General features: G+C 43.1%; 17 protein-coding genes. 13 read left to right on the top strand and 4 right to left on the bottom strand.

The annotated features are described in order from the left end of the window. The first annotated feature begins 672 nt into the window (after positions 1–672). Positions 673–1,179, top strand: a complete 507-nt coding sequence (locus tag AC3A54_RS20790; protein ID WP_487656029.1) for a DoxX family protein — start codon at positions 673–675, stop codon at positions 1,177–1,179. A gap of 99 nt (positions 1,180–1,278) precedes the next feature. Here AC3A54_RS20790 and AC3A54_RS20795 read toward each other — a convergent pair whose 3' ends face one another. Beyond that, on the bottom strand, positions 1,279–1,533 hold the full coding sequence (locus AC3A54_RS20795) for a GlsB/YeaQ/YmgE family stress response membrane protein (RefSeq protein ID WP_308081873.1): 255 nt from the start codon (positions 1,531–1,533) through the stop codon (positions 1,279–1,281). 222 nt (positions 1,534–1,755) lie between these two features. Here AC3A54_RS20795 and AC3A54_RS20800 point away from each other — a divergent pair, with 222 nt between their 5' ends. Continuing rightward, positions 1,756–3,744 carry a phospholipase D-like domain-containing protein gene (locus AC3A54_RS20800; protein WP_487656030.1) on the top strand — a complete coding sequence of 663 codons (1,989 nt, stop codon included), beginning with the start codon at positions 1,756–1,758 and terminating at the stop codon, positions 3,742–3,744. A 78-nt stretch (positions 3,745–3,822) separates the two neighbouring features. Here AC3A54_RS20800 and AC3A54_RS20805 read toward each other — a convergent pair whose 3' ends face one another. After that, positions 3,823–4,176: an IDEAL domain-containing protein gene (locus tag AC3A54_RS20805; RefSeq protein ID WP_487656031.1), complete on the bottom strand. Its 354-nt coding sequence runs from the start codon at positions 4,174–4,176 to the stop codon at positions 3,823–3,825. A 395-nt stretch (positions 4,177–4,571) separates the two neighbouring features. Between AC3A54_RS20805 and AC3A54_RS20810 the strand changes: the two genes are divergently transcribed. The 7 genes from AC3A54_RS20810 to AC3A54_RS20840 all read left to right on the top strand — a co-directional run bounded on the left by AC3A54_RS20810 (position 4,572) and on the right by AC3A54_RS20840 (position 10,884). Continuing rightward, positions 4,572–4,898 (top strand): YflT domain-containing protein, encoded by a 327-nt coding sequence (locus AC3A54_RS20810; RefSeq protein ID WP_308081875.1) that lies wholly within the window; start codon positions 4,572–4,574, stop codon positions 4,896–4,898. A gap of 83 nt (positions 4,899–4,981) precedes the next feature. Continuing rightward, positions 4,982–5,161 (top strand): hypothetical protein, encoded by a 180-nt coding sequence (locus AC3A54_RS20815; RefSeq protein ID WP_308081876.1) that lies wholly within the window; start codon positions 4,982–4,984, stop codon positions 5,159–5,161. Positions 5,162–5,385: 224 nt separating this feature from the next. Continuing rightward, a complete protein-coding gene (locus AC3A54_RS20820) occupies positions 5,386–5,625 on the top strand; it encodes a DUF1146 family protein (protein WP_487656032.1) in 240 nt (79 codons plus the stop codon). A 261-nt stretch (positions 5,626–5,886) separates the two neighbouring features. Beyond that, a complete protein-coding gene (locus tag AC3A54_RS20825) occupies positions 5,887–6,675 on the top strand; it encodes a YwmB family TATA-box binding protein (protein ID WP_487656033.1) in 789 nt (262 codons plus the stop codon). Between the two features lie 32 nt (positions 6,676–6,707). After that, a complete protein-coding gene (gene murA, locus AC3A54_RS20830) occupies positions 6,708–8,018 on the top strand; it encodes a UDP-N-acetylglucosamine 1-carboxyvinyltransferase (protein ID WP_308081881.1) in 1,311 nt (436 codons plus the stop codon). 358 nt (positions 8,019–8,376) lie between these two features. Continuing rightward, positions 8,377–9,414: a stage II sporulation protein D gene (gene spoIID, locus AC3A54_RS20835; protein ID WP_487656034.1), complete on the top strand. Its 1,038-nt coding sequence runs from the start codon at positions 8,377–8,379 to the stop codon at positions 9,412–9,414. 498 nt (positions 9,415–9,912) lie between these two features. Then, positions 9,913–10,884 (top strand): nuclease-related domain-containing protein, encoded by a 972-nt coding sequence (locus tag AC3A54_RS20840; RefSeq protein WP_487656035.1) that lies wholly within the window; start codon positions 9,913–9,915, stop codon positions 10,882–10,884. On the opposite strand, the gene AC3A54_RS20845 is transcribed toward AC3A54_RS20840, so the two are convergent. Beyond that, positions 10,879–11,298, bottom strand: a complete 420-nt coding sequence (locus AC3A54_RS20845) for a VanZ family protein (RefSeq protein ID WP_487656036.1) — start codon at positions 11,296–11,298, stop codon at positions 10,879–10,881. The genes AC3A54_RS20840 and AC3A54_RS20845 overlap by 6 nt on opposite strands. Positions 11,299–11,443: 145 nt before the next feature. Between AC3A54_RS20845 and spoIIQ the strand changes: the two genes are divergently transcribed. Next, positions 11,444–12,310: a stage II sporulation protein SpoIIQ gene (gene spoIIQ, locus AC3A54_RS20850; protein WP_335545142.1), complete on the top strand. Its 867-nt coding sequence runs from the start codon at positions 11,444–11,446 to the stop codon at positions 12,308–12,310. A 177-nt stretch (positions 12,311–12,487) separates the two neighbouring features. After that, positions 12,488–14,482 carry a penicillin-binding transpeptidase domain-containing protein gene (locus tag AC3A54_RS20855; protein ID WP_487656037.1) on the top strand — a complete coding sequence of 665 codons (1,995 nt, stop codon included), beginning with the start codon at positions 12,488–12,490 and terminating at the stop codon, positions 14,480–14,482. A 445-nt stretch (positions 14,483–14,927) separates the two neighbouring features. On the opposite strand, the gene AC3A54_RS20860 is transcribed toward AC3A54_RS20855, so the two are convergent. Continuing rightward, positions 14,928–15,233 (bottom strand): MGMT family protein, encoded by a 306-nt coding sequence (locus tag AC3A54_RS20860; RefSeq protein ID WP_487656038.1) that lies wholly within the window; start codon positions 15,231–15,233, stop codon positions 14,928–14,930. Positions 15,234–15,337: 104 nt separating this feature from the next. Here AC3A54_RS20860 and AC3A54_RS20865 point away from each other — a divergent pair, with 104 nt between their 5' ends. Both AC3A54_RS20865 and spoIIID read left to right on the top strand, forming a co-directional pair. Continuing rightward, on the top strand, positions 15,338–15,931 hold the full coding sequence (locus AC3A54_RS20865) for a pyroglutamyl-peptidase I (protein ID WP_487656039.1): 594 nt from the start codon (positions 15,338–15,340) through the stop codon (positions 15,929–15,931). Positions 15,932–16,423: 492 nt separating this feature from the next. Then, positions 16,424–16,696: a sporulation transcriptional regulator SpoIIID gene (spoIIID, locus tag AC3A54_RS20870; RefSeq protein ID WP_007086083.1), complete on the top strand. Its 273-nt coding sequence runs from the start codon at positions 16,424–16,426 to the stop codon at positions 16,694–16,696. The last annotated feature ends 194 nt before the right edge of the window (positions 16,697–16,890 follow it).

Here is a 16,890-nt window from a genome sequence, read left to right on the forward strand (position 1 = left end):
GTAGTTCACTATACTCATTCTTTTTTTACAAGCGAAAACATTGTTGACACTTTTACACAATTAAATGGACTTGACTTTCTATGCGACCGAAGAGAAAGAAAAAACAGCAAAAGGGCTCATAGAGGGGTTCTATGCGACCGAAGAGAAAGAAAAAAACAGCAAAAGGGCTCATAGAGGGGTTCTATACGACCGAAGAGAAAGGAAAAAATAGCAAAAGGGCTCATAGAAGGGTTCTATGCGACCGAAGAGAAAGAAAAAAACAGCAAAAGGGCTCAAAGAGGGGTTCTATGCGACCGAAGAGAAAGAAAAAAACAGCAAAAGGGCTCATAGAGGGGTTCTATGTGACCGAAGAGAAAGAAAAAAACAGCAAAAGGGCTCATAGAGGGGTTCTACGTGACCGAAGAGAAAGAAAAAAACAGCAAAAGGGCTCATAGAGGAGTTTTATACGACCGAAGCCAAAGGGAAGGTTCTGAACCCGAACGGTGGAGAAAGAGAGCCCAAGGTAACGTAGGAAAATTCTAACTTTAAATTGAACAAATCCCTTCGTACATATCTTTGTCATAACATTTCTAACAAACTGTGAACTTATCACTATAGCCATGTTATTTAAGCGAAAAAGTAATATATTGTAACTATAAAGAACAAAACAAAAAATGAAAGAAGGAATCATTTATGTTTAACAAATTTTTAAGAGAAAACAAAATTGCATCTGTTATCTTAACAGTCTTACGTTTATACCTCGGTTACTCTTGGTTTACTGCAGGGTTCCATAAATTAACTGGCGGTTTTGACGCTGCTGGATTCTTAAAAGGAGCCATTGCTAACCCGGTAAAAGGTCCAGATGGCGCAGTCGTTTTTGGCTGGTACGTTGACTTCTTGAAACACTTTGCTCTTCCAAACGTCGATGTCTTTAACGTTCTTGTTCCTTGGGGCGAAACATTAATTGGTTTAGGCTTAATCCTTGGATGCTTAACAACTGCCGCTATGTTCTTTGGTCTCGTCATGAACTTCAGCTTCTTCTTAGCTGGCACTGTATCTCACAACCCTAGAGACATCTTCCTTGGCTTCATTATCTTAACAGCTGGCTACAACGCTGGTAAAATCGGTTTAGACCGTTGGGTTGTACCTTATTTCAGAAAAATGAGCAAGGGTACTGTAAAACATAAGAAAACTGCTTAACGACGGTGGAAACAAAAAGAGAGACTGCAACTAGTTTGCAGTCTCTTTATATTTATATAGGTAGGGGGGATGTTGTTGTTTGAACCGATAATGATTAGATTACGCAGTGCGTTTCATGCTTTTTAAAATAAAGCTTACAATAAATACAAGGACAATCGCACCAATCAGAGCCGGGATGATAAAGAAACCTCCGACTTCAGGACCCCAGCTTCCTAGTAGGAAGGATCCCAACCATGCTCCAATGAACCCTGCGATAATATTTCCAATGATACCACCTGGCAGGTCACGCCCCAAAATAAGTCCGGCTAACCAGCCAATAATTCCTCCGATAATTAATGCCCAAATAAATCCCATGTGATTTCTCTCCTTTCTTTTTTTCAAGTAAGTAACTCTGCTTATTAAATACCCGCTTTAAGCAGCCTTAAACCTAAAAATTAATTTATTGAAACTTTACACTATTTTTACAAATGATAGGACTTCTTGTCCATCTAACCATCTATATCCCAGTGTTATAATAGCGGTGTTATATTTTACACAAAGAAAAAATCAATCGAACACAGGGGGAGTCAAACGTTTATGCCGTCTAAGACACAGAGTACCTTGAAGAAAGTTTTTTCTATCGGAGCGTTATCAACTGTCCTATTTTCTACTCTTTTTACAGGAAATGAACCTGCAAAAGCTGTAACCAATTCACCCGTGGCCATTAATGAAGTGGCATGGATGGGTTCAAGTGCAAGCTACAACAATGAATGGATGGAACTTAAAAACAACACCAGCCAGGATGTATCTTTAACAGGCTGGAAGCTGCAGGCGAAAGACGGAACTCCTGCAATCAATCTATCTGGTACGATTAAGGTGGGCAGCTATTTTCTGTTAGAGCGTTCGACCGATGATGCCGTGGTTGGGGTAAAAGCCGACCAAATCTATACGGGGGCATTAGGAAATTCAGCTGAAGCGTTAGAGTTGTATGATGCAAATGGTAATTTAGTAGATACAGTGTCTTCGTGGTACGCCGGTGACAACAATACGAAAGCTACCATGGAACGTGTCAATGCGGCAGAAAGCGGCGATGTTTCTACCAATTGGAAGACAGCAACTGCAGCCTATGATGGGGGATATGGGACACCGAAACAAGCGAACTCTGTGGGGACAACACAAGGGACCGTCCACCACTTAAATCACGTATCTAATGCGGACGGTGCCATCAATGTATATTTTAACAAAACAGCACTGCCGCAGTTTGCCTATGACGGAAATGAAGCGAATTGGAGTATCAATTTAGAAGATCAATTAGTGAATCGCATCAGTCAAGCCACCAGTTCGATTGATGTAGCCACATATGAATTAAACCTGCCTAAAATAGTGAATACCTTAGTGGACAAAGCCAGCCAAGGCGTGCAGATCCGAGTGGTTGCTGATGCAAAAGACGTGGACCCGAATGATACAGAAAACCGTTACGGCATTCATAGACTTAATTTAGAAAAATTAATTCGGGGGAAGGACCAGGTAGTGGGAACAGCAGATGATGCCCATATATTAGGCGATTCCGCGATGTTTGTGGAAGAAGACGCTACCTTACGTTCGAAATACGGCCTTCCGGCTACATTCGATGATTTCCCTGTTCAAACGGTGAAAATAGGTTCAAGCAATCAAACCGGACATCTGTTAGTGGATGCTGAACGAAAAGCTGATGGGTCTTACTATGCTCCTGGTGATCAAATGCATAATAAATTTATGATCATTGATGGGAAGTGGGTGTGGACAGGTACGTGGAATTTTACCGAGACGGGTACATACGGAACGGATGAAGATATGAATCAAGATTTGTTGAACGGCAATCAAAACCAGACAGTAGAAATTAACTCTGTTGACCTAGCTTCGATTTACAAAACGGAATTTCAAGAAATGTATGGAAGTAGCACGGCTGTTCCAAATCCAACAAACGCGAAATTTCATAGCCGGAAAACCGATAATACTTTGCATCAAGTCAATGTAAATGGGACGCTGGTCGAGGTCTATTTTTCCCCTGGCGATGGCGCGTTAAATCGTATAACCAATGCAGTAAAAAATGAAGCACAACATCGTGCCTATTTTGAGATTTTTGCATTTTCTGATCAAACCTTAGTCAACGAATTAAAGTATAAGTGGGAAGGTTCCTATAATGATATGGAAGGAACTCGTACGGGATTTGATATGAAGGGATTGTTTGATCCGAGCTTCTGGAATCAATGGTGGTCGGCTTCTGTAGACATGACGCAACGAACCGCATCGCAAACAAGTGTGGACAATCCGAATACTCGTTGGAACACGCCTGCGCCAGTTTTTGCTGGAAAAGAATCGCGTAAGCTTCATGCCAAGACGATGATTATCGATCCAAATACGAGCAGTGATCCGATGGTAGTAGTGGGCTCAACGAACTGGAGCTCAAACGGGGATGCAACCAATGATGAAAACATGCTCGTGATTCACAGCGATAAAATTGCCAACCAATTTTTACAGGAATTTTATGCTCGTTATCAAGTAGCAGGTGGACAGGTTCCATCACAGGAAGCATTCATTCAATAATTTATATAGGAAAAAACTCGACCGCTGAACAGAACTGAATCCATACGGCCTTGTTCAGCTCGTCGAGTTTTTTTGTTGTTAGACTACATCTCTATTATGCTGCACTCTCTCACGTAATCGTGCAGTCGGGTGGGGAGCGCCCGTCTTTAATGCTTTCTCGCAGGCTTTTAGTTCTTTGGTGAGCTTTTTGAAGCCATCTTTGTCTCGCTCATCCAGACAGGTGTCGATTTTCCTCTTTAATAAACTAATCTTAAAAATCAGTTCGGTTTGACGCTTCTGTTCTTCATGATAGACTTCTTTCCATTTCTTTGATTCCTCCCAGCGATAATCGCTGAGCTTCGATAATCGGCAACCACACTTGCACAATGTTTCGTGCATATTAATGACGTAAAATTCAGCGTTTCCACAGTTTTTACATAGAAGTTTCCTCATCCTTCATACACCTCCATAATAATTGCAGCTTGTAGCTCGTCTGTAAAAATCTACTTCCTATATACCCACAGTGAATTCATTTTTAACCCTTCAAAATTTTTAAAATTGGTTGTGTTAAAGAACATTGTTGATTTTTATACTCTGTTGATTGGAGCGGAAGGTGCGAAGACTCCTGTGAAAGTATGGTTCAGGGGAGACCCCGCAGGCGCTAGCGCCGAGGAGGCTCGCCGAAACACCCACGGAAAGCGAAGCACCTGGAGCGGAAATCAACAGACTAATTTACAAAACCATAAAATTAATAGGTTTTAATTTTTCAGGAGCGGTTATATAACAAGTAGAACGACAAGCTGCTAATGAAAAAGGCAGCTCCATCAAATCACAAGGAGGAAACAACAATGGAAACAGTTAAAGTCGTTGAAAATGGTGTACAAGCGAAGAAGGAAATTGAACAGTTGATGACGCAGGGCTATACGAAGGATGAGATTTATTTATTGGCGCACGATAAAAATCGCTCTGAGAACCTAGCGGATAATCTGGATCTTACCGATGTTGGTGTCGCCGAACAAGGCTTGTTTGATAGTATGGCCAATGTTTTTCGCTCACGAGGAGATGAGCTGCGCTCGAAGTTGGAGTCGTTAGGCTTGTCGCAAGCAGAGGCTGAGCGCTTTGAGGAAGAAATGGATCATGGCCGAGTGGTCGTTGTAGCAACAAAATCAGCATGAAGTCAAAACTTGATAGGAAGCAAAAGCGTGGGTCTTTTGTTTCCTATCGATTCAATTTTATTAAAAAAAAGGAGAGGAACGAGATGAAATTTTCGAATTTAAGTTTGGAGAAATTAGTAGGAGCCAGTGAGCGAGCACGTCATAAAATACGGTCAGACCGCAACCTGGAGCAACATTTTGAGACTCCTATTATCCACCGAGAGATTCAGGGCGACCGAGTGTACGTCCCATTAAACCTTTATCGAGTATGGAATGAAGCGTAAATTAAAAAATACACACCCAAACTAGCTGCCTAAATCCCGTTAAGAGAAGGACGAACGGAATTTAGGCAGTTAGTTTGTTATTTGGGGGAATATTGGCGATTTGCAGGAATGGATTTCACAATTCAGACACAATTCAGGGGGATTTTGAAAAATATAGAAACTGTTATATCTTTCCTTCGTCTATATGATAGAATAATCCTTGTGTGTAAAAAGGGGGTAGCAGAATGATAAATGATTTTGGGCAAATGGCGTTAGTAAGCATCCTGTCACATTTGGTTTTTATTGCAATTTCCTGGTGGGCACTGCAGTCGATTCGCTTAGAAAAGCTGATTAAGGCTAACCATGTCTTTCAAGCTCGGCTTCTCTTCATATTGTTAGCCATTTTCATTGGATCATCTGTTAGTAATTTTTTCCTGGATTATCTTCAATGGTCCAGACAACTGCCATTAATTTTCAGTAATTAGAAAAAGTGGTTTAAAATGACAAACTTACTAATCCTGTACATACAAATTGGTAAAAATTTAGGTCTTCGTACATGTTCCCATTTGTCGATATTTTGAGTACAATCATCTTTATGTGGAAAGCTAAGGTTGTCTCCCTTAGGAACTTGTCTAATTTTAGATGGCTTTAAGGTTAAGTTTTTGGAACTTGTCTAAATGTGACGACAATTCCCAAGTATGCTCACCCGCTACCTGGTAACAATGGTAGTAAGGGGGAGTAGAGAGATGAAAAGATATTGTATGTTTTTTTTATCTGTGATGACAATTTTGAGTTTGATCCTGGTTGTTTTCGGGTACAACACAACTGAAGCAAATGGTAATGGTGCTTTTACACGTCAAGCGAATCCGGATGGTGCCGACGATCTGGCAAAAATCGGCTCTGTTTTAGATGCCGAAAATATTTTGCTCGATGAATGGTCTTTTTATGCAAGAGAAAAAATGACCGGCATAAAAAGTGAGCAGGACGTGAAGGAATACGCCGAAAAACTTCAGGAAAAGTTCCCCGATTGGGATTGGTCTATAAAAAATACCAGCCAAAAATGGGAAGTAACAGCAGTATCTCCAACATCTAAACACCACAGCGAAATGCTTCAAATTATGGCAACCCACACAAAACAACCTGTTAATGCGTATATAGTATATAGTGTCATTGGAAAAGAGTGGAATAAGGCGATAGCGGCCTATTTCGCTACTGAGGAATTTAAAAGTAGGCTATCCGACATATTTCGAGGAAAACCTACAGTTTTTTCTTGTATGAAAGGCGTTTTCAGTGATAAGATTGATACGGCTTTACCCATAACAGTAAAGAATTTACTGTCCGTTTTTCATGCAAAAGAGATCGAAGCGTTAAAAGAGGAGACATTCATGTCTGTTTCGGCGAATTCGCCGATGTTTACTGGCTCCATAGAAAATCAAAGAGATAACATGAATTTACAAATTGGCATACGCTCCGAACGATTGGGCGGTAAGACTACCATTGTAGTTGGCACACCAATCATAACGATTGAATATTAATATAGAGAAAATGGACGCGGAGGGGAATACTCTTGGAAAAGATCATCGTCCGCGGCGGACAAAGGCTTACAGGAACGGTTAAAGTAGAAGGCGCAAAAAATGCCGTCCTGCCTGTTATCGCTGCAACATTATTAGCAAGTGATGGAAAAAGTGTGATACGTGATGTACCTACACTCTCCGATGTATATACTATCAATGAAGTTTTACGCAACTTAAATGCTGAAGTCGTATTCGAAAACAATACAGTTGTCGTCGATGCATCCAGAGAGTTGAAAGTAGAGGCGCCATTCGAATATGTTCGAAAAATGCGCGCGTCTGTTCTAGTCATGGGATCTTTGTTAGCACGCAATGGCCGTGCCAGAGTCGCTCTTCCTGGCGGCTGTGCAATCGGATCTCGTCCAATCGACCAGCACTTAAAAGGCTTTGAAGCCATGGGTGCAACAGTGAAGGTTGGAAATGGCTTCATCGAAGCGGAGACTGAAGGCCGCTTAAAGGGAGCAAAGATTTACTTGGATTTCCCAAGTGTTGGTGCTACTGAGAACATCATGATGGCAGCGACTCTTGCACAGGGTACAACCATCATCGAGAACGTCGCAAAAGAACCAGAGATTGTCGATTTGGCTAATTTCTTAAATAAAATGGGCGCTAAAGTAAGAGGCGCAGGTACGGGCACGCTTCGTATTGAAGGTGTCGATGTGTTATTTGGTGCCGACCATAACATTATTCCTGACCGTATCGAAGCAGGTACCTTCATGGTTGCTGCTGCGATTACTGGCGGAAATGTATTGGTAAAGGGTGCAGTTCCTGAGCATCTTTCTTCTCTTATTGCAAAAATGGAGGAAATGGGTGTTGAAATCAGTGAGGAAATGGACGGCGTCCGAGTCATCGGTCCTGAAAAATTAAAGGCCGTTGACATCAAAACGATGCCACATCCAGGCTTCCCAACAGATATGCAATCCCAAATGATGGCGTTATTGCTTCGTGCAGAGGGTACTTCTATGATTACGGAAACGGTATTCGAAAACCGTTTTATGCACGTAGAAGAATTCCGCCGTATGAATGCGGATATCAAAATCGAAGGCCGTTCAGTTATTTTAAATGGTCCTTCTAACTTACAAGGTGCGGAAGTATCCGCAACAGACCTTCGTGCAGCAGCTGCCTTAATCTTAACTGGATTAGTATCAGATGGCGTGACACGCGTGACAGAGTTGAAGCACTTGGATCGCGGTTACGTGGACTTCCACGGCAAACTAGCTGGATTAGGCGCTGACATCGAACGCGTCAAAGAAGCAGACGAAATCTTCGTTGCAGAGGAAAAATTTGTCTCCGACATGAACGCATAATGTAAATAATTAAGACAACGGACCCTGATGGATATCGGGGTCTGTTTTTTATGGGGTTTTGAGGCATCGTACTTTGTGCGGTGCCTCTTTATGTGGTGCCTGACACCGTTGAAAAAGTACTGTATATGGTGCTCTCGATAGGGTGCCTGACACCAATCATGGACATCTGTGTGCGTGCGATGGGCACTGGTTTGGTGTACTGACTTAATCTCAGCTAGAACCTTGTGGGGTGCCGGGAATGGAGTTCATTTTTATAAAAGTTTGTGTAATAAATGCTTGTCCGCTTCCATATGTATGAATGAGACGCAACTCGGCTGATTTGCGCCGGGTGTGAATTTTACAAACTGGAGGCACATTCATGAAAAAAATCAAACCACTCATCGTACTAGCGACACTCCTCATTGCCCTGACTTTAGTTGTTCCAGCTGTTCTTGTGTTACCGTTCTCGGATGAGCATAAGGCGAGTGGAAAATTAGGTGAAGATTTGAAGAAGACCTCGGCAGAAAATGCGAAAGCGGCGTCACCTTCCGCGGATGCTGCGGTCGAAGTAGCGGTGTTTCGTTCCGCGAAATCAAAGATCGAGACAGTGAACTTAGAAAATTACCTCGTTGGCGTTGTGGCAGCAGAGATGCCGGCAGATTTCAAAGAAGAAGCACTCAAGGCCCAGGCACTAACGGCGAGAACGTATATTGTGAAGCGATTGGTCAGTAAGGATACGCTAGGGGCTCCTAAAGGGGCGCAGGTCACGGACACGCAAATTCACCAGGTGTACAAGAGTGATGATGAGCTAAGGAGAGCGTGGGGCGCGGATTATTCTTGGAAAATGAAGAAGGTAGTGGAGGCGGTTCGTTCGACGGCAGGGCAAATTTTGACCTACAAGGGTGAGGCGATTCAGGCTACTTTTTTCTCTACTAGTAATGGATATACTGAGAATTCGGAGGATTATTGGCCAGGTAACATTCCTTATTTAAGGAGTGTGTCGAGCCCGTGGGATAAGAGTTCACCGAAGTTTAATAGCCAGAAGGTGATGACGGTGAAGGCGTTTGAGGCGAAGCTCGGTGTGAAGGTGGGCACAGGGTCGCAGGTGGGCAAGATTGTGGAGCGTACGACGGGTAAGCGTGTGGCGAAGGTAGATTTTAATGGCAAGGTACTGTCTGGCAAGGAGATCCGCGAGAAGCTGGATCTTCGGTCATCGGATTTTGCTTGGGAGCGCAAGGGCACGAATATTGTGATTACGACGAAGGGCTTCGGCCACGGTGTGGGGATGAGCCAGTATGGTGCGAACGGAATGGCGGAAGAGGGCAAAAATTATAAAGATATTGTGAAGCACTATTATCAGGGGGTCGAGATTACGTCGGCAGAGAGTTTGATGGCGACGATTACGGCGCAGAAGTAGTGGTGTGTGGGAAAGCTGGGCGTGGGTGCCTGGCTTTTTTTGTGTTTTGTAGGGTATTTGTGGTGGTGGCTGATAAGTTGGTGAAAGTGGCGGATAAATTCAAAAAAGTGGCCGATATCTCAGGGCAAGTGGCCGATATTGTATTCAAACCGGCTGATAAAGGAGAATAAATATAAAAAAAGGTAACTTTAATGACCTTGGGGAAGGGCATTAAGATTAAATATGATCTGAATTTTGGGATTGCACCAGACCGGGGGAGTTTTTTTGGGTATTCAGAGTGTGGTGGCTGATAAATTGGTGAAAGTGGACGATAAACTCAAAAAATGGCCGATATAATGTTAGAAGTGGCCGATATCCACTCAAAACCGGCTGATAACGTAATTCATTACCTATCTATAATTGTAATTTTCACAAAATAGACAAGAAGAGTGGGATTTTTTCGAAGGAAATCATCTAAGAAAGGTGAACTTTTAACAAAAAAAGAAAGGAATGATGCAATTGATCGCAAAAGAATGCAAAGTTTCGTTGAGAATTCAAAAATATGAAGCGCTTGATCGGAGAATTCGAGCAAATCATCCGATCCGCCCACTATTAGCTGAGGAATACCATAATTGGATGGCTGGGTACAAAGGAGAAGAGTCTTTGGTATATCACTTAAGTATGCTTCCTGAGGCAAAATATCTGATTTTCCACAATCTTCGTCTTTTACTAGGGAAGTACTACTTTCAGATGGACTACTTTATCCTATGTGCAGCATTTGGCTTGGTTCTTGAAGTGAAAAATCGAAAAGGGACATATTTTTTTGAAAAATACCTAAATCAAGTCACTCTCAAGACCCCGGAAAAAGATAAACGAATTAAGAACCCAGTGTTGCAAGCAAAGCTGCAGGCGACCAAATTAAAGAGGTGGCTAGCAAAGCACAATTCTCTGGAATTCCCAATCCATTATCTTTTTGTAAATAGTAACAACAAGGCAGTCATCCGAATTGAGCCTGGTCACGAACAGATCCTGCGGTATATCTGCAACAGTGAAAGCTTGGTGGATAAAATAACTCTCATTAGCAACTATGAAAAGAGGGAAATAGTAGACACAAAGACTTTACGTAAATTGAAGAGGCTTCTTTTATCCAGTGATACACCTGAAATTTTCGATATTCTAGAACACTTTCAGCTTACTCTCCATGACATCATCACCGGTGTCCAATGTCCCGAGTGCGGCTTTTTGTCCATGGTTTATAAATATGGCACATGGTACTGTCCAAACTGCCTTTGCCATTCAAAAACTGCACATATTCAAGCCATCCGTGATTATTTCCTCTTAATTAAGCCCTCGATTACCAATTCGGAGCTGCGGGCATTTCTACACATTGATTCCCAAAAAGTGGCCAATAAAATTCTTAGACAATTGAATTTACCTTCGAAAGGCACCTTCAAAGGTAGGATCTATTTTCCAAAAGCAGAATGGTTATAAGCGTTTCAAAACTTTCCCCAACCATAGAAATCTCCCTCCAAACAACGCCCCTCTTATAAAATAAAAACACACGCTGATTCCAATAATATCTTTTACAAAATCGAATAGCGACGAGGAGCGGTAGGGTACGAATGATTGGTGAATTTCATCGCTGATTCCGTAGAGGGCGGCGAATACGGCGCAGGCTACGTTTAGGAATGGTGTAAACTGGCGGCTTCGCGTTAAGAAGGCCAACACTAGTAAAACATACAAAATCGCAAATTCTATTAAATGCAAGGATTCCTTGATGGTCGAGTCGAGGGATGCATCAGGCAGTTCAACAAAATGGTCGGATGGCAGGCTGGATTGGATCCAGATGATGGCCATATACACAAGGGGCAGAACCCGTAAGCCCCATTTTAATAGTATGTTCATGTGAATATTCCCCCTAGTAGTAAAAAAATTTTCAGCTTCATGCATAAAAAGAATAGGGTTGTCGAAAAATAACTGCAAAAAAATTTTTTTGACTTGTGTATATAATTCTACTTATCTGTTCAGAATGATTGCTGAGGTGATGAAAATGAGAGAGGAAGAAAACAAACGATCTTCTCAAAGTTCCAGTGTAAAACGCTTTTTCAAAAAGCGTTGGGTATTTCCAGCCATTTATATTGCAAGTGCAGCAATCATTCTGACCGCAGTTCTATGGTTCCAAACTAGCAATAGTGCGACAGACAAATACGATTACAAGTCCACTGATCTTGCTGGTAAAAAGAATCAAACACCAGCAGTTGAAGTTAACAAAGCTCTTGAAAACTTCAAAATGCCGGTAGCCAAGGCTGATGACGCAGTCGTAAAAATGAAATTCTATGATTTCCAAGGCAAAGCTGAAGACCAGGAAGCAGCATTAGTATTCTACAACAATACGTATGTGCCAAACACTGGTATCGATATCACAATGAAAGACGGCGAAACGTTTGATGTAGTTGCATCATTAAGCGGTACCGTTACTCGTGTCGATGAAGATGCAGTCCTAGGTAATGTCATTGAAGTAGAGCACGACAAAGGTATTGTAACACAATATCAATCAGTTAAAGATATAAAGGTCAAGGTTGGCGAACAAGTAAAACAGGGACAAGTTCTTGCCAAGGCTGGACAAAGCTTGTTCAATGAAAAAGCTGGAACCCATGTACATTTTGAAATTCGTAAAGACGGTGTTGCTGTAAACCCAACGAATTATTTTGAAAAATCGTTGACTACATTACAGGAAGACAAGCTTTCGGATGATAATTCAAGTGATTCTGTAGATAGTCCACAAATCAAGGAAGATGAGCAAATGATTGATGATCCTGCGAACTCTACCGACGAAAAAAAATCAGGCGACGACAAGTCTTCTGATGAAAAAAAGGACGACGAATCAACGAACTCAACACAAAATAAAAACTCATAATATGAATGTGACCAAAGGGGAAGGGGAAATACTTTCCTCTTTTTTTTGTCTTTATTTGGGTGTCATGCCCCACAGATAGACACTTTCCACTTGAGGAGGTCAAATGTCCACGAGTGGTGCCTGACGCCCATCTTGTATCCAATTTATGTTAAAATGGGTTTAAAGGGAGGGATTGGTTTGAGGAGAGTTGCAGGATTTATGTTTGTGGTGCTGCTGGTTGTTGCTGCGCTGGCCGGGTGCAGTAAGGAGCCGACACCGCAGGATCGTTTTTCGGAGTACATAGCCTTATGGAATAAACAGAAGTTTGATAAGATGTATGACTATCTTTCAAAGGATGCAAAACAGCATATCACCAAAGAAGAGTTTACGAGCCGCTATACAAAAATCTACAAAGACCTTCAGATTACAGACCTCAAAATTAACTTCAAAAAACCAAAAGAGGATAAGCAGGCTGACAAAGAACAAGCCCAGTATTCTTTTACCGCAAAAATGAGCAGCAGCGCAGGAACGATTCAATTTACCCAACAAGCGAAGTTACAAAAGGAAGAAAAAGACGATAAGAAAAACTGGTATGTAGACTGGCATACAGGGTTCATTTTTCCAAAGATGAAGGAAGGCGATATGATCAGTTTGAGCACGGTGGCGCCGACCCGAGGGGAAATCCTTGACCGCAATGGAAATGGGCTAGCTGTGAATGGCCAGGTGTATGAAGTAGGTGTGGTTGCCGGGAAGGTGGATGAGGCGATCATCGCACAGGTAGCACCACTCTTAAAAATGACACCCGAACAGATCCAGAAGGCGCTAAGCGCAAGCTGGGTAAAGCCGGAGCTGTTTGTCCCGTTGAAAAAGGTGTCGATGGATGACCAAGAGCGGATCGCCCAGTTGATTGCGCTCGGGCCTGTGCAGACGCGGAAGGTAGGGGCACGGATTTACCCTTATAAGGAAGCGGCGGCGCAGTTAATCGGCTATGTGGGGCCGATTACGGCGGATGAGCTTGAAAAGAGGAAAGACAAAGGTTACACGAGTCGAGATGTGATTGGGAAACGCGGCCTCGAGCAGGTGTTGGATGAGCAGCTGAAGGGCACGAGCGGCGTGAAGATTATCATTAAGAAGAAGGCTGGAGGCGAGGAAGTGCTCGCCGAGAAGCCTGTCGAGAACGGGCAGAATGTCAAATTAACGATTGATGCGGAGTTGCAGCTGGCGGCCTTTAATGAGATGAAAGGGGAGGCCGGGACGGCAGCAGCGATGAATCCGATGACAGGCGAAACGTTGGCGCTTGTGAGCAGTCCGTCGTTTGACCCGAACCAAGCGGTGATAGGATTCTCGGCGGATGAGTGGAAGGCGTTGCAGGATGACGTGAAGAAGCCGTTAACGACCCGGTTTAAGCAGCTCTATGCGCCGGGCTCAGTCATGAAAGCAATCACGGCGTCTGTGGGGCTTGATAAGGGAACGATTAACCCGGTGGAGGCAGTTCCTATTCTTGGTCCGAAATGGCAAAAGGATCAGTCGTGGGGCGGCTATTTTGTGACGCGGGTACATGTGGGCAGTCCGATTAATTTGGAAAAAGCACTCGTGTTCTCGGATAATATTTATTTCGCACAAGCAGCGTTGAAGCTGGGGAAGGAGGGCTTTGCGGATGGCCTGAAGAAGTTCGGGTTTGAAGAGGAGCTGAAGTACACGTATCCTCTTGAGACATCGCAGATTGGAAAAATGGACAGTGAAATTTCACTCGCGGATTCTGGGTATGGTCAGGGGCAAATCCAGATGAACATCGTGCATTTGCTGGCATCCTATACTCCGTTTATGAATAATGGCAATATGATTAAGCCGACGCTTTTAGCGGATGAGCAGCAGGGTCAAGTGTGGAAGGCGGCGGCGGTCTCTAGTGAGCATGCTGCACTGATTGCTGCGGATTTACGGAAGATTGTGGGCGATGCGGGCGGAACGGCGCATGTGGCGGAGATGGCGGATTATCCGCTTTCCGGTAAGACAGGGACCGCGGAGATCAAGCAGAAGCAGGGGGAGACGGGTTCTGAAAACGGCTGGTTCATTGCCTATAACACGAATTCGCCAAGCTTGCTGGTGGCAATGATGGTGGAAAATGTACAGAACAGAGGTGGCTCGCAGGTGCCTGTGAAAATGGTGAAGAATATTTTTATGAATTGGAAATAATGTTTGTGTTTTGGCGCCTGGGGGGACTGGGCGTTTTTTTGTTTAAAATTTTGGTGATCTTCTTGGTCCCTAGCATTTTGTTTGGTTTACTCGTCGTTTTAGGAGATTTACTCGTCTGAATTTATGAATACTCGTCTATTTCTTATTTTACTCGTCACTGCACCCATTTTACTCGCCAACCACATAACTACTCCCAATCTCCACTAAAAAGCCAGGCGTTTAGCCTGGCTCAGTTATCTTCCTTTGAAAATATGTGAAGATTTCCTATTAAAGTAGCATTGAAAATTACCTTTTTTATATGCTTCCTTTCTTACTCGTCACTTTTGTTGATTTACTCGTCTATATTCATGATTACTCGTCAACTTTCTTATTTTACTCGTCACTATTTCCATTTTACTCGCCAACTACATAACTTCCGTGAGATTGGTTTGTCTGAAGGCAGTAATTACGGCTCCCACTGATATTTCTCCAAATCAATCAACCCGCCAAGACCAATCTCGACGCCTTCCGCTTCCAACGACAGCACTTGCTCGTTATAGGCTTCGTCTTCCTGTAGGGCGATTTGCCCTTTCACGTTGATGACGCGGTGCCAGGGGAGGCGGTGCTTCTTGCTCATGGAATGGAGGATGCGGACGACCTGGCGGGCAGCACGAGGGCTTCCAGCGAGGCGAGCGATCTGGCCATAGGTCATGACCTTGCCTTCAGGGATGCCACGGATAATTTCAATTACATTTTCGGTAAATGGAGTCATAGGTAAGTGTTCCTTTCGGTGTCTGGATTTTACAGGAAAATCCTTCTAATCAGTCTATGAACATTATATAATATTTTGAAAAAAGATAAGAGGGGAAGCAGCAGATGAAAACGTTACTTTTAACAGGGTTTGAGCCATTTTTGGAGTTTCCGATTAATCCGACGGAGAAAATTGTTAAAGAACTTGATGGAGCCTGTATTGGCGGCTATCAAATTAAAGGCTTATTGTTGCCGGTGGATTATCGGGAGGCGGGGGAACGAATCCTAGAAGAAATCAAAAAACAGGAGCCCGGTGCAGTGCTTTCCCTTGGGCTCGCGGCAGGGCGTTCAACGATCACTCCGGAGCGAATCGCTATCAATTGCCGCGATGGCGCGCCAGACAATAATGGCGTCGTGCTGAATGATGCTTCCATCATCGAGGATGGTCCGGATGGTTATTTTTCCACACTGCCAATAAGACAATTCGTCAATAAGCTCAATGAAAGAGGTTATCCGGCAAAGATATCAAATACTGCCGGGACGTATCTTTGTAACAATGTCATGTATGTGGCGCTGCATGAAGTGAAGGATAGGCCGGTGGGATTTGTTCATATACCAGCGTCGCATGAATTGGTGCTGAGTGGAAAAAAAGAGATGCCGTCATGGTCAGATCGAGATCTATTAGAGGCAGTTAAGGTCATGATTGGCACTTTAGAATAATATTTTTTTGAAAAAAATATCCAATTTTCGCTCGACAAATTTCTTGGGAAATATTGTAGGTGCTCCTATATTTCCACGCAGAAATCCACCTATCACAGGCTTTTTCCGCATTGTCGAACCGTGTTAAATTGTCCAATTTTCAAAAAACTTTTAGGATGCCTTGTCCCGTTTGTGGATTTTGTGCATAAACCCGTATCCAAGCTAATAAAATGGTTACAAACCTTTACAAAGAGAGTGTTTGAGGTGAAGAGTCGTTTGAAGTTAGCGGATATTCAGTCGGGGACATGATTATTCATTGTATTGTCAGAAGGTAGATTACTTTCTGTCGTGTGGAGTTCGACAAGATTACCTATTTCGAAAGGCTGTCCATTGTAGGCGGACAAATGTCTTTTGATGGTGCCTGACACCCATCCACACGGAAGTAGAATTCGTCGAAGTGATAAGCGGGTCTCATTTCACACTACTCACATCCATATTAGGGAGGGCGAGAGTGTGCACGATTACATCAAAGAGAGAACTATCAAGATTGGAAAGTATATCGTGGAGACGAGGAAAACGGTTCGCGTAATTGCGAAGGAGTTTGGCGTATCCAAAAGTACAGTCCATAAGGATTTGACAGAGAGACTTCCTGAAATTAATCCAGAGCTGGCAAATGAGGTTAAAGAAATCCTAGATTACCATAAATCGATTCGTCACCTCAGGGGTGGGGAAGCGACAAAGATGAAGTATCAAAAAGAAGAAAAGGAAGGCGAGGCTGTCAAATAGCCGCAACATTAGAGGGGTACATGGGGTTATCCGTGAAACCTTAAAGGCGTTCTCTTGGAATCCTTTGTCAAGAAAACATTTCCGACATAATTCAGCAAAATTCCAGTAAAACGTTATGGAAATTTTAAGGATTATGATACAATAGAAAATTAGGAAATGCATGTGGAATTCCGCTTTGAGGAGGAAAGAAAAGA

Source organism: Neobacillus sp. Soil_C_43, from assembly GCF_057656715.1.